The sequence below is a fragment of the Microcoleus pseudofavosus SVA1_A4 genome (assembly GCF_036700565.1).
Classification (GTDB): domain Bacteria; phylum Cyanobacteriota; class Cyanobacteriia; order Cyanobacteriales; family Microcoleaceae; genus Microcoleus.
Genome location: NZ_JAUBPE010000124.1, coordinates 1 through 13,186 on the forward strand (window position 1 = coordinate 1; position 13,186 = coordinate 13,186).

At 48.8% G+C, this 13,186-nt stretch carries 9 protein-coding genes; 6 read left to right on the forward strand and 3 right to left on the reverse strand.

The window, feature by feature from the left end; all coding sequences use genetic code 11:
- The coding region (locus QUA02_RS31565) for an IS630 family transposase (RefSeq protein WP_333033612.1) at positions 1-981 on the reverse strand (981 nt) is incomplete at its 3' end.
- Between the two features lie 545 nt (positions 982-1,526).
- Between QUA02_RS31565 and QUA02_RS31570 the strand changes: the two genes are divergently transcribed.
- The 6 genes from QUA02_RS31570 (at position 1,527) to QUA02_RS31595 (ending at position 11,061) form a co-directional block, all read left to right on the forward strand.
- Positions 1,527-1,877, forward strand: a complete 351-nt coding sequence (locus tag QUA02_RS31570) for a hypothetical protein (protein ID WP_333033613.1) — start codon at positions 1,527-1,529, stop codon at positions 1,875-1,877.
- A 189-nt stretch (positions 1,878-2,066) separates the two neighbouring features.
- A complete protein-coding gene (locus QUA02_RS31575) occupies positions 2,067-2,312 on the forward strand; it encodes a DUF6200 domain-containing protein (RefSeq protein WP_333033615.1) in 246 nt (81 codons plus the stop codon).
- Positions 2,313-2,606: 294 nt separating this feature from the next.
- Positions 2,607-4,166 (forward strand): ABC1 kinase family protein, encoded by a 1,560-nt coding sequence (locus QUA02_RS31580; protein ID WP_333033616.1) that lies wholly within the window; start codon positions 2,607-2,609, stop codon positions 4,164-4,166.
- A gap of 391 nt (positions 4,167-4,557) precedes the next feature.
- Complete coding sequence (locus tag QUA02_RS31585; RefSeq protein ID WP_333033617.1) at positions 4,558-8,508, forward strand: LamG-like jellyroll fold domain-containing protein; 3,951 nt, start codon at positions 4,558-4,560, stop codon at positions 8,506-8,508.
- Between the two features lie 275 nt (positions 8,509-8,783).
- Entirely contained in the window at positions 8,784-9,722 is a 939-nt protein-coding gene (locus QUA02_RS31590; protein WP_333033619.1) for a patatin-like phospholipase family protein, read from the forward strand.
- A 40-nt stretch (positions 9,723-9,762) separates the two neighbouring features.
- Positions 9,763-11,061 (forward strand): glycosyltransferase, encoded by a 1,299-nt coding sequence (locus QUA02_RS31595; RefSeq protein WP_333033621.1) that lies wholly within the window; start codon positions 9,763-9,765, stop codon positions 11,059-11,061.
- Here QUA02_RS31595 and QUA02_RS31600 read toward each other — a convergent pair.
- Both QUA02_RS31600 and QUA02_RS31605 read right to left on the reverse strand, forming a co-directional pair.
- The gene (locus QUA02_RS31600) at positions 11,029-11,847 is read right to left on the reverse strand and encodes an FkbM family methyltransferase (protein ID WP_333033622.1); all 819 of its coding nucleotides are present in this window, start codon (positions 11,845-11,847) and stop codon (positions 11,029-11,031) included. The genes QUA02_RS31595 and QUA02_RS31600 overlap by 33 nt on opposite strands.
- Positions 11,844-12,851 carry an FkbM family methyltransferase gene (locus tag QUA02_RS31605; RefSeq protein WP_333033623.1) on the reverse strand — a complete coding sequence of 336 codons (1,008 nt, stop codon included), beginning with the start codon at positions 12,849-12,851 and terminating at the stop codon, positions 11,844-11,846. The genes QUA02_RS31600 and QUA02_RS31605 overlap by 4 nt, the downstream gene beginning before the upstream one ends.
- Positions 12,852-13,186: the final 335 nt, after the last annotated feature.

Below are 13,186 nucleotides of genomic sequence, written 5' to 3' on the forward strand. Positions count from 1 at the left end.
ATATTCCTTGGCAGAATGCCATACTAATTCAACTAGGTTATAGTCAGGGCTATATTTGGGCAAAAACTCTATGATTAGATTCGGCATTTCTGTCGCTATTTTCTGCAAAGTTTCGGCTTTTTTATGAAAACTAGCGTTGTCCAAAATGAGTACAAATTTACAGCCTTTATCTTTAAAGTCTTCCGCTAAATTTCCTTGCGATATCCACTCTGCTTTTAAATCTTCATAAAAATTTTTCAGCACTGCATAAAAATTAGCAGAATTCCCAGATGTCATAAAATCTACCCATCTTTTTTTATCTGAATATCTCACTCCACCCATGACATTAATACGACCTTTCCGTCGCTCTCCTCTTTTATTACTTCGAGTTCCTTTTTTACACCAGTTCTTCCTTCTAATCACTCTTAAACTAAATCCACTCTCATCCCAAAACCATACTTGTAAAAGGTCTGGAGATTCTTTTTCTATTTTTAGATAGTTAGCTAATTTATCTTTAAATAAACCCCTCTCTACGGTATCTTGCTTAGACTCTAAGCTGTATTTAGCCCAGAGGTAAACATACTTTTTTGATTTTAAAATTCTCCTTACTTGGGTACTACTCAGCTCAATTCCCGTCTTCTCTCCTAGATGTATTGCAAGTCTAGCTGTTGTCCATCTTCCGAACTCGTAACCATATTTCTCGGGCTCTATATCAACTGTTTCTAAAAGTAAGTTAATGTATTTTTCTGTGGCTTTTCGGTAATTACCCTTCATCCTATTATCTTTAAAACTGTCTAAATTATCAGGCTCACCATGAATGCTCCAGTAGGCAACTTTTCTGAGAGAACATCCAATTAGTTCAGCAGTTTGAGCTTGTGTATTTCCGTTGTTTAGTAATAAAAATATTAACGCTCTTTGTCGAATGTCTGGATGCTCATGGTCTTTTAATGCTTGTTGCAGAGTTTCCTTTGTTTCAGAACTGAGGAAGTTTTTAGTAGGCATTGACTTTCTCTGAAAATTATCATATTATACCATACAATATGCGTTTTAGATGCTGAACAGCTTATCACTTTTAATGAAAGATTCTAAACAATCTATTTATTTGTCCATATCTTTTAGTGGAAGTTGTAAGTTATTCATTTTTTTTGTCATCATCTAGTATTGCATATAATTGTACCATCATCATGATAATGATTTAGGATTGCTATACTCCTTATGCTGTCGTCAAATCGAGGTGAAGTCAAGTGGCTGTAAAAATTATGCACAACTCACTCCCAGTAAGCCATTCAGCTTTGCCGGAGATTTCTAATGTTTTCAGGATGTTCACCTGATTATTGATGAATCACCACAAGCAGATTGCTAATCTTACAGAAGAACGCAGGCAGATATTGCGACATTTAGGAGCTGATCGTGGTCGGTACTATTTAGTTACTTGACAGCGTTCCCAGCCCCCAATTCCCAAAATTCTCCCTTGTGCCAGTCGAAAGGGCGGAATGTGGGTTACAATCAGTTAAAGCTGGAGGTAATTTACTTCGGAGGTTAGCTTAATGTTTAAGCAACAGCTTCTACGCCTGGATGGGTTTACCAAGGCAGAACGGATTCAGATGACTGCCCATGTGAGTGAGGCGATTAGCCAAGCAGGAGCTTGGATTACTGACTTCCACCAGTACTCGAACATCTTAATCTGCATCAACTTTCAGGTGCCGATCGCCAACTTGGACAAACTCGCTGCAACTCTGCAAGAGACAGGTCTGCATTTGAGCCAAGAGAGCCTCGATCAACTCATGCCTGCTAATGACTCGACACTAAAAGACGAAGAGTTTGGAGGGACATTACAAATTACATTTGTACATAACGAACCTGACTTGCTCCGAGAGGTGCCTGTTGTTCCTGGATAAGAATCGGTTCTGTTGCAACTGCTGCGAAAAGTACAACTATATCTCTGGTGAGTAACAGTTGTTTAAGCAGCTAACCCGAAGAGTTCATTGATGAATGAACGGTTACCGACCCTAGCTTTAAGGTCTCTCCCCAAAATCTGGAAGAACCAGCGACAACCTATGCTATGATTTCGGTGGAGGTAATTAAAAATGCAAAAATCGATTATTGAAGAAGCCGAAGTGGCCGGGACAGCAGGTAAGCTTAACACTTCGTCAGCTCCCATCATCATCGAGATGGAGCCGCAAACTGACGAGGCCGTTGAGGAATTAGTTACTGAAGGCAAGGGCCTGATCTATGACAGCGTGCATGTGGCTCTAGATCAAATGAAGGCGCAGGGAACTATTGCAGGAGCCGTAGTGCCAGTTTTCATCGTCATTCCGCCGTCAGTAATCTAAGATATAGTTACGCTATCGCGTGCGGTCAGCAGCTTACTGGAGATTTATCATGCGTCCAACGGAGTCAGCGCAGGGAATAATTGCTAGCGCTATAGTCGTTTGTTTCAACTTCGAGATGTATCGATGCTCCAACCTGACTTAATTCCGATCCCCCTTGACTTACCGCCTGAGAAACGCCCGCTTCAGATTCAGGCAATCTCACTAGACAGGAACCGGGCGCTCTTCGTTTTCAGTGAATTCACTAAGCTGTTTGGCCAATACCTCTTCAAGCGGCTCTCGGGTTCGGGAAACCTAATGACCGATTTTTCACGGGATCTTCGCTATGCCATTGAAAGGTTGGGTGGGCTGATGGTCAAAGCGGGGCAGCTTTTATCTCTTCGCTTGGACTTGCTGCCTCTAGAGGTCTGCGAGGAACTCGCTAAACTACAAGACCGCTCCCGGGGATTCTCCTTCGACCACGTAAAACGGGTGATTCAAGAAGAGCTGGGAATGCCACTCGAAGAGGTCTTCACGGAGTTTGAAGAGAAGCCCTTCGCAGCCGCATCCATTTCGCAGGTGCACCGAGCCCGGATCTCCACCGTCCAAGGTATGGTAGTTGTGAAGGTTCTGCGTCCAGACGCGGAAAAGAACTTTGGACAGGATCTGCGCCTAATTAAATTCATGCTGTCCGCGCTAAAAAACTCCGGGTTTCAGAGCTACTTGGATTGGGACGGAATGAGCGCCGAGATAGAACAGATGGTGCGGGAGGAAATGGACTATCGCTACGAAGCGGCGAACATTGAGCGGATGGACCGGACGCTACGCGAGCATGACATTTATGTTCCCACGTTAATACCAAGCCACAGCCGAAGGCGCATACTGACGACAGAGTATGTGCCGGGGATTCTGATGTCGGACTACATCCGCGCCTCCAAGACTGACCCAGACCGCCTCGATACGATCCTCCGGCTCAACAACATCGATCCGGCACTGGTTGGTCAACGATTATTCGAGAGCTTTTTCCGGCAGATGCTGGAAGATAATCTATTTCACGGGGATTTGCACCCAGGGAATATCATGCTGCTGCGTGACAGCCGTATTTGTCTCATCGATCTGGGAGCGGTAGGCAGCCTCGACGCGCATTTCCTGCGCTATTACCAACGCAGCCTGCGGGCGCTGGGCGAAGGAGACTACGATCGGGCTCTCGATTACAGCTTGATGCTCTCCGACTCGCTTCCGGCAGATAACATCGAAGGCATCAAGGCGCAGTTGATCCAGTGTTACAGGCAATGGGATGCAAAGATGAACATCCGCAGCCTCTCTTATCACGAAAAGTCGATCGGCGCTATCGGTGTGGCCGTTGGCGCCGTGATGCGCAGGAACCGCGTATCGTCCAGTTGGCAACTTCTTCGTGTATTTCGAACCTGGGGGTTAATGGACGCTTCGCTGAACTATCTTTTACCCAATGCCGACTATATGGGCCTGATAGGAGGCTATTTCCTCAGCGCTACTGAACGGATGCAGAACCGAGCAAAGCAAACAGGCGCTGTTGAGATCCTCGCGTACCTCACAGACCGGCTTTCTGAACTCTCGGATCTCACTTTGTTGTCGCTTCGTGAGAAAGCTGTCAGAAGGCATGTCGTACCTGAAAGGGGATTTCTAGCAACGCTCCCTAGCGAGTTCAGGAAAATCTTGTGGTGCGGAGCAATTATGGCGGTTTGGGTATTTCTTCACCAGCATGCCGCGTTCGCGGTCAGTTGGCTGCCTGCAAATCAGTATGCCACCTGGGCAAACAATGCGCCCAAGCTCGCTCTCGAAGTCTGGGCTGGTCTGTTCCTATTTCTGCTTTACCTATATCGCCTCGGCGGGCGTTGATGCGGCTAAAGGGGGCATTGAGAAGTCCAGCGAGGCACTGTGACGGCGTTCCGCGCGGGCTTATTTCCGTCCAGATCGGCATGGTGTGGATAAGCAACAGGGAAATCACGGTTGTGCAAATTTAGCTCTTAAGCCATAACCAACTAAAAACTTCTGGTTGTGGTTGTTTTTATGACTTCGGTAGAGGTACATTTATGTACAGGACTTATGCAACTGGCACAATTAGTAAGGTGCACCGGAAGCCGAAACCCTTATTCTCTGGTTCCAACACTGCCCCTGACGCACCCTACAAACCCTACAAGTTGATAAAAGTTTAACAATTGCTTAAGTTTTAATGTAGTTCAACTACTTCAATGTCTCATTTCATCTATTTAGGAGAACCGCTATAGCTATGCCTAAAATATCCAAGAAAAAAAACAAAGCGCCTCTTGAAACTGCTATTGAATCGGTGCTGGTGTTTGATGGACAAGATGACTGCGTAGAGTTGCCTCCAGCAAGTATTCCCTCCGGCAATGAAATCACTTGCAGTTTTTGGGCTTATGGGGGAGATGCACTACCGAGAGACAATTCAGTAATTGAGGCATGGTCTGCAAACAACCAACGAATACTGAATGTCCATTTGATCTGGAATAACAGCTGTGTTTACTTTGATTGTGGCAGTAGAGGTGCTAGTTTTGACAGTTATGATCGGCTCGTGAAGCAAATCAACGCGGCTGATTGCAAGGGCAAATGGTCACACTGGGCATTTACCAAAAACGCGACTACCGGGGAGATGAAAATCTATCTCAACGGTGAAGTGTGGCATCAGGAAATGGGTAAGACAATCCCTATCCCCCCAGCAGCAAAGGCGCGACTGGGTTGCTCCTTGAGTTCGCAATTCTATCCAGGTAAACTGGCTGAGGTGCAGTTATGGAATCGCGCCCGTACCCAAGCAGAGATTCAACAGAATATGTCTCGCCGTTTAATCGGAGATGAACCGGGGCTGGTGAGTTATTGGCCGTTGAACGAGGGAGAAGGTGCGATCGCCAACGATTTAACCGACAATGCTAATCATGGCACAATTCATGGAAATCCCATCTGGGAAACCTCCACTCTGTCCCTTATTGATGCTATACCCAGCCAACCTGAAAACGAAGAAATCCCAATAGCAAAAGCAAAAAAAACAGCTTCGACAAACACCGTAACCGATAATACAGTTAAATTTGGTGACACCTTTTATCTCAAGCATATGAGCGACCGATACCTGGTTGCGCTCGATCGCGGGAAGTACAACTATCCACTGTTAGGCAACACGGGAAAAGTGGTGCTGCAACTGGTCGGGGGACGTGAGGGTGAAGCGGTAAATTCGCCAAGTCGGATCAAAATCAGAACCACAGAATCCGTAGCCGCGAACAATGACATTTTGGGGGCATTTAGTAGTCGTAATTGCTACTATTGGCAAGATGGCTACGACGAAGATAAACAAAGCTGGACGATCGCCAACGTTTCTGGTAAGGCAGGCCCCATTCTCTACGACGATCGGATCTACCTTACCAACTGTTCTTACAGTGATCAAAATCTAATTGCTGATACCAGCAATCCTGGCTACATTACGACTGCCAAGAACGTTGGCGACTGGTGGACTTTAGAAAGCACTGTATCTCTATCTCCCTCTGTTCAAGAAAGCTCTTCTCCACCAACTGCATCCTCAAATGTCCAGAGCCAATCCGCAACTGCTCCGCCCAATGTTGCCCCCAATCCCCTTGCATCAACTGTACAATCTGCTGCTGTTATTAAATACGCGCTGACCTTTGATGGTCAAGATGATTTCATCACCTGTCCTGATGGGATTGTCACCAACTCCTATACCAAAGAAGCTTGGGTGAAGCTCGCTGAACCGCTAGCACAGCACAACAACATCCTCTCTGGGCATAACCATGCTTTATTTATGCCCAATGGCGGATGCCTGGCATCTGGACATAACGGTCAGTGGGGGCTTGTGAAAGATTCCAGCGCCAGCCCAGCTAATACTTGGATCCATGTGGCTGTTACCTATGATAGCCAGACAAAAGTCATGTGTTTGTATCGAGACGGTCATCTAGTCAGCCAAGCCAGTGATGTGCCACCGTTTACTCCCTCAGACCGCACCCTCCTAATTGGGTCTCATCTCTCTCAATACCTCTTTAAAGGTCAAATTGCGGAAGCTCGTGTCTGGAATAAAGCGCTTTCCCAGACAGAAATCCAGTCCAATCTATCCCATCGTCTTGTGGGTAATGAACCGGGACTGGTGGGCTATTGGCCGTTAAACGAAGGATCGGGCGCGATCGCACATGACAAAACAAACAATGCCCATCATGGTATCATTCACGGAAATCCCAGTTGGGAACCCTCCACTCTGTCGATTGTGGATGCTACACCCAGCCAACCAGAAAACAAGGAACTACCCAGTTCACCGGGAACGCCAACCCAAGCATCTCATACCCCTATGATTACAGAAATAGGTCCTGCAGGCTGCGCGATCGCCGCCACTGCTTTTGCCATTCAACCCAAAACCGGAGCCACTGCATCGAAGATTCACAGTATCAGCCTGAGTAGTGGTTGGGCCGTAGACAAGATTCAAGTTCAGTATGAAAATCCGGCAACGAATCCTGCTGAAACTTATGATTCCGAGGCATTTGGCGGGGGAGGAGGAAGTCTTAATGCCTTTCCTTTAGCCCCAGGAGATTATCTCACCTCCGTCTCTGGAACCTGGGGCGCGCAGGCTCCGGGCTATCCTAGAGAAGAGATTATCAGTCTCCAGTTTCACACCCATCAAGGCAATCAATCTCAGGTATTTGGTGGGGGTAATGCTCAAAAGCAGGTAGAGCCGTTTACACTGGTCGCGCCGGAAGGTTCTGAAATTATTGGCTTCTTCGGCGCTTATGGCAGCCATCAAAATGGATTGGTGCGATTGGGGATTTACACGCGACCCGTCCAATCTGCAAAAGCGCCAACAGAAATGGATCCAGCCGTAAATCTACCCACGGGCAGCAAAATCAAGCTAAAGTCCTGGAAAGGAGACTATTTACACCGTCCCGATTCGCCTCAAGGTGTGACTACCTGGAACACAGGTAAAGGCAATGAGTGGACGGTTGAGGCGATCGCTGGCAATAAAATCAAACTCAAGTCCTGGAAAGGGGATTATCTACATCGTCCCGATTCTGAGCAAGGTGTAACTAGCTGGACTACAGGTGAAGGCAATGAGTGGACGGTTGAGGCGATCGCTGGCAACAAAATCAAACTAAAGTCTTGGAAAGGAGATTATTTACACCGTCCCGATACTCAACAGGGAGCGACCACCTGGGGTACGGGCGTGGGCAATGAGTGGGAAGTTGAGATCGAGACTGCCGTTCTCAAGTTTGACGGACAGACTAATTACATCGACATTCCCCATCACAGTGGCTTAAGTTTAACCAACAACTTCACCGTTGAGGCGTGGTTTAATGCCCAAACCCTGGAAGGCTATCGGCGGATAGGCTCCAAGTTTCCGGGCTTTGGCTATGGCTTGGTAGGCAGTTCCTTGCTGTTCACCACCTACTGGCTTCAGGATTACACTGCTACTGCCCAACTGACACCCGGAACGTGGTATCACCTGGCCGTTGTTTTTGATGCTTTAAATACGGCCTATTTTTACCTCAATGGCGAACTGGTACAAACCGTAGAGGGGGAATTGCCAGCCACATTGGCCATTGGTAGTCTTGAGATTGGTCGTAAAGCAGAAGCGCGTGACGAGTATTTTCACGGGCAACTGGCTGAGATTCGGATCTGGAGTAAAGCCAGAACAGCAGTGGCAATTCAGGCAGGTAAATCCTACCGCTTGGTGGGAGACGAACCAAATCTGGTTGGTTATTGGCCCCTGAATGAGGGATCTGGGACAATGGTCTACGACAAAAGCAGTCACGCTAATCATGGCATCATTCACGGTGACGCAGTTTGGAGTATCTCCCCCCTAAAAGTGGGTGCTGCTGAGCTAAATGCCGATCGCGACCTTGTCGCTGAAATAATCCCACAACAAGTTATAACCCTCCCTACAACAGGGGAACAAGAGACAGTTCCTATACCGGAAGGAAACATTCCTAACCAAACAGGAACGGCAGGTTACACAGAAGTTTCGCCACCTCCCATCATCATCGAGATGGAGCCGCAAACCAACCAAGCCCTTGATGAATTTTTGAGTCAAGGGCAGGGTGTAATCTATGACAGCGTGCGTAAGGCTGTAGATCAAATGAAAGCGCAGGGAACTGTTGCAAGAAATGCAGTGCCAGTTTTCGTTGTCATTTCAGAGCCTGTGGCAACTATTGCTAAAACAACAATTGTCGGATAAGTAGCCGTTGTTTGAGCAGGTACTCCCAAGAGTTCTTTGATAAAGCATATCTGCCATAAAATTCTCTTTTGGTCGATCTTTAATCTGTCCCTAGAGAAGTTTAAAAGGTAGGCTTGACAATCGAACCAGCATATTATTCGCTTTGTGCAATACAACTACTTATTGTCGTAAAATCTGCGTGGCTATTAGGCAGGGCGAAGCGCAAACAAATACACTTCCGGGCTAGCAAAAAATAGCTCGGATTTCCAAAAAAAAATACGAAGGAGTTGCCACTAATGAGCAAATATAATTACAAAAACCTCGCGCTGCAGGCCGGTGGCGTTCTAGGAACCGCATATGTAGGAGCGGTTCAGGCAATGGACGAAAGAGGAACTCTCAACAACCTTGAGAGAGTCGCAGGGGCATCGGCTGGGGCGATCGTGGGTACACTAATCGCCTTACGTTTTACTCCGGTGGAAATTGAGGAAATTATGCTCAATTTAGACTTCTCAAATTTCACCGATCCCACCAGTATTTTGAATGTTGTGCGGAATTATGGCTATTATGCCGGCGACTTTTTTTATAAGTGGATGCAGGAAATCATCGCCAGGAAGCTGACGAAAACCGCTACATTCGAGGATCTAGTAAACGGGGGTTACGCGGATCTTTACGTTTTCGCAACCGACCTTACTGCTCGAGGGCTGCGGGAGTTTTCCTACCGAAGTACACCCGACACCCAAATTGCTGCCGCTGTTCGGGCTTCAATGTCTATTCCGTTTTTTTTCCAAGCATGGAGATTTCCCGACTCTATCCCCGACGATCACTTTTACGTCGATGGTGGCATAATACTACCCTACCCGCTCTGGACTTTTGATTATCCTCCCTTCGTCCCGCAGGAAGGATTTAATGAAGAAACGCTCGGCATCAGTCTGAAGACTGGATTCAGCCCTGTTGGTTTGGCGAAGCCCTTCGATATGCAAGAGTATGTCGAAAGCTTGTTTGAGTCAGTCTCTACCATGCGGATAAGTGCAAGGAACAAACTCCGAACCGTGAGTGTTGATACCCTTAACATATCACCCACTAACTTCAAAATCAGCATGCAAGACAAGAAGAGACTGGCAAAAAGTGGCTACGATGCTGTTGTCACATTCTTCAACAACCAGGATGAAGAAAAAGGTATCTTTGCCCACGCAGAAGAGGTGAAACAAGAGGCGGAGGCGCAGCTCTCAGCATAATATTCAGTTTGTAGTCTGTAATAAGGAGAGAAGCCACAGAATGCGTTTCGGTATTATCTGCCCTCCAGTTCCCGGTCACCTGCACGGGATGATGACCATCGGTCGCGAACTGCGACGGCGCGGACATGATGTATATCTGCTTGGCATTACTGATGTCGCCCGCCATGCTTCAAACGGTTACGTCGATTTTTTCGCGATTGGAACCGCAGAGTTTCCACCTGGAGCTCTGGATTCTTATCTGAACACCATCCGAAATGTTAATCTCCTGACCATTCGCAAGGGAATCGACTGGGCTGGAACGATGTCTCGCGCTCTTTGCCGTGATGGCGCCGCAGCGGTAGAATCTTTGGGCTTGGACGCGTTACTTGTAGATCAGTGCCAGACAGAAGGCAGGACGATCGCCGATCTTACCGGAGTCCCTTACATTTCAATCTGCAACGCTCTCAACCTTGAGGGCGACGAATCGGGCGAGACACCCCCTCCTTTCCTGCCTTGGACCCCCGGTGAAGGGATTGCCGTCCGGCGTATTAGAAATCGTTTGGGACATCGAGTTTTCGCTTCCATGATGGCCCCGATCGTTTCCCAAACGAACGAATTTCGGAAAACCCGTGGACTCCCTAACATCCGAAGTTGGGAAGAGTGTATTTCGCCTCTGGGAACCATCAATAACCTGACTCAGGGGATTGACTTCCCGCGCGGCACAAAGAAGCGGCCGATGTTTTACACAGGACCTTATCTGGACGAACGCCCAAACGAGGCGCCGTTTCCTTGGGAACAGTTGGACGGACGCTCGATTGTCTACGCATCTATGGGCACACTGCACACCGCGAAATGGCACATTTTGGAGTCGATCGCAAGTGCGTGCGCCAGCCTGCCAGTACAATTGGTGGTCAGCCTAGGGCAGTGGACGAATGACGGCAAAACCATAGGACTGCCGGGCGATCCATTAACCGTTCCCTACGCTCCCCAACTTGCGTTACTAGCACGGGCGGCGGTAGCCGTCACCCACGCAGGCGCTAACACAGTAATGGAGGCCCTTTCCCACGGATGCCCGCTCGTTGCTATTCCACTCGCCAGCGATCAGCCCGCGATAGCTGCACGCGTGGCTTGGGCAGGCGCTGGTGTAGTGGTGCCACCAGGTAAAGCCACTACCGGGCGACTGCAAACCGCGATTTCTAGCGTTCTCGAGCAGAAAGGTATCCAGCTTAAGGCAGATGCGCTGCGACAAGAAATTCTTCAAGCTGGAGGCGTTGTTGCCGCAGCCAATGCGATCGAAACGGTATTTACGGCGAGGGCGAGGGCGCCGTCACCGCAGAGCGTAAACCAAGTAAACCTCTGAGCCTCTCATGATGTCGCTCTGGCCAACGCTAACCGTCCCGAATCGCTGTTGCCGAAGCAAGCTCTCAATTCTCTGCAAGCGTCCGTCGATGTCGTGTACTTCAATGACTGCTTGGCGAACAATAGACCAGCAACTATCGAGCCCGGCTAATAGAAGTTCTTCCGATTTCTCAACGTTAATCTTTAGCAGATCGATATTCGCGATCGCTTCTTCGGATATCACATCCGCCAACCGACGCACCGGGCAGATGACGCGCTCAAACCGGAAATGGCAGCCCAGAGTGCGATCGAGAACTACCCGCCGGAGAAACACAGGAATCACGCCCAGCGCCTTCAGGCGCGGCGGGGTATCAATACCGCTGGAATTCCGAATCAGCGTCTCACGGAGTTTCAAATATTCAGCCGTAGTCTCTTCCGGAAAAGCGCTGGACAACATCGGTGTTTCCGGATGATAAGCAAATTCAAGTTTCCCTTCCATGCTCCCCAGCGCGCATTCATATACGTGGACGCGGACCGGCGCCATACGTGCTACGTTGCGGCGGAGCATGGATGCGGTCTGTGGAATGGGTTCAAATGTATGGATTGTTGCGCTCCCCTTGCACATTGTCGCAACCATGCCGGCAAACACGCCGACGTGCGCTCCTGCGTCTATCACCGTGGCTCCTGGTTTCAGGCGCACACCATGCTGGAAATAAAATTTGCAGTCTTCGTAAATCGCAAGCGCCTCCTCCCGGTTAGGACACTCCAACTGAATTTGGTCTGGGAAAGTGACGTAGGATTGCTTCATAGTCGGTCGGCGTCCTTTTTGGATAGCACGAGGTCAATCTGTCCTGTCACGCTGCTTACCCGAATCGGTCCGCGGATTTGCACGGGACGCGAGATTCGCTCCGGATAAAGGAACCTCCAGGGAGCGTAGTTGTTCTTAATGTGGTAAGGGCGGAACCCGGCATCAAGCAGCGGACTTAAAACCTGTTCGCAAGTCATATTCTGCTCCCGGCTGGCTGCTGGCCACAGTGACGGACTGAGCTCGATGACTAGCTGCACATCCTGGCGGAGCAATCCGAGAGAAGGAACGAGGCCTCTCAATACCTCGGCTTCCGCTCCTTCGACATCAATCTTGATGATTTTGGCTGTTTGCAGTTCTTTTTCGGTGAGTAGCGAGGATAGCGGACCTGCAGAAACTGTGCAACGCTGCCGAAATGAGTCCCGTAAGACTGTTGTGGACCAACCCTCGATTCCCAGGCCCTTGGGTCCGAGGTAAAAGGGAATCATTCCTGTCCGCTCCGAAGCCGCGACATTTAGTGCCCGGACGTTTCTGCAGTCTGGATTAAGGGACAGGTTATTTTCAAGCACGGCAAACGTCTCTGGCGAGGCTTCGAGTGCCACGACATTCCCATCGCAGCCGACGGCGCGGGACGCCAGGACAGAGTGATAGCCTACGTGCGCTCCGACGTCAATGAAAGTGTCTCCGGGGTGCAACTCCGAGGCGATAAAGGCCGATATGTCGGGTTCCCAGACCCCGTAGAGAAAAATGCAGGTCTGAATGCCATCAGGTAGGCAGCATATCATTTCGGAACCATAACGGGTTTTTGCCTTTACGGCCAGCGGAGTGTTAATCGCAGAAACCACCCTCACACAGCCGTAGAGTGCTAACTGAATCGGGAGGGCAACTATGGCATGCGCGCCGTACAGCCACAAGGGTGGGTTCTGGCTCGCCTTTTGCATAGTGGCGGCAACGGAACGCACCCCATCCAGTAGGAAAAACAACGATCGCACTGATTTGGTTCCCATTAATCACTTATTGGTTAACAACTTATTGCTCTGTCGGACAAACTTTATCAATTGCGATCGACCGCAGTCAATGGGGGTGTGTCAATCTGTTCGCGATCGCCCTGCTCTGGCAGCGCATAGCCATCCCATTATACTGGTGTTTGTTACCCAAATTAGGAAACAGTAACTTACCAATACTTCAGACAGTTTTTAAGCAGCCAGAGTACCATACGACAGGACTGAAGGAAAGTTAGGGGTAAGGATTAAGATAAAAAATATGTAAGGATTCAGGTCTAAAAACTTGCGGCTCCAACGCTTGTCTGGCAAGGGTTTTAGGGCAAAACAAGGGTTTTTGT

What these genes read in the sequence shown, in the direction of transcription:
- QUA02_RS31570 (WP_333033613.1), top strand. Translation starts at nt 1,527, where the DNA reads ATGTTTAAGCAACAGCTTCTACGCCTGGATGGGTTTACCAAGGCAGAA.
- QUA02_RS31575 (WP_333033615.1), top strand. Translation starts at nt 2,067, where the DNA reads ATGCAAAAATCGATTATTGAAGAAGCCGAAGTGGCCGGGACAGCAGGT.
- QUA02_RS31580 (WP_333033616.1), top strand. Translation starts at nt 2,607, where the DNA reads ATGACCGATTTTTCACGGGATCTTCGCTATGCCATTGAAAGGTTGGGT.
- QUA02_RS31585 (WP_333033617.1), top strand. Translation starts at nt 4,558, where the DNA reads ATGCCTAAAATATCCAAGAAAAAAAACAAAGCGCCTCTTGAAACTGCT.
- QUA02_RS31590 (WP_333033619.1), top strand. Translation starts at nt 8,784, where the DNA reads ATGAGCAAATATAATTACAAAAACCTCGCGCTGCAGGCCGGTGGCGTT.
- QUA02_RS31595 (WP_333033621.1), top strand. Translation starts at nt 9,763, where the DNA reads ATGCGTTTCGGTATTATCTGCCCTCCAGTTCCCGGTCACCTGCACGGG.
- QUA02_RS31600 (WP_333033622.1), bottom strand. Translation starts at nt 11,847, where the DNA reads ATGAAGCAATCCTACGTCACTTTCCCAGACCAAATTCAGTTGGAGTGT.
- QUA02_RS31605 (WP_333033623.1), bottom strand. Translation starts at nt 12,851, where the DNA reads ATGGGAACCAAATCAGTGCGATCGTTGTTTTTCCTACTGGATGGGGTG.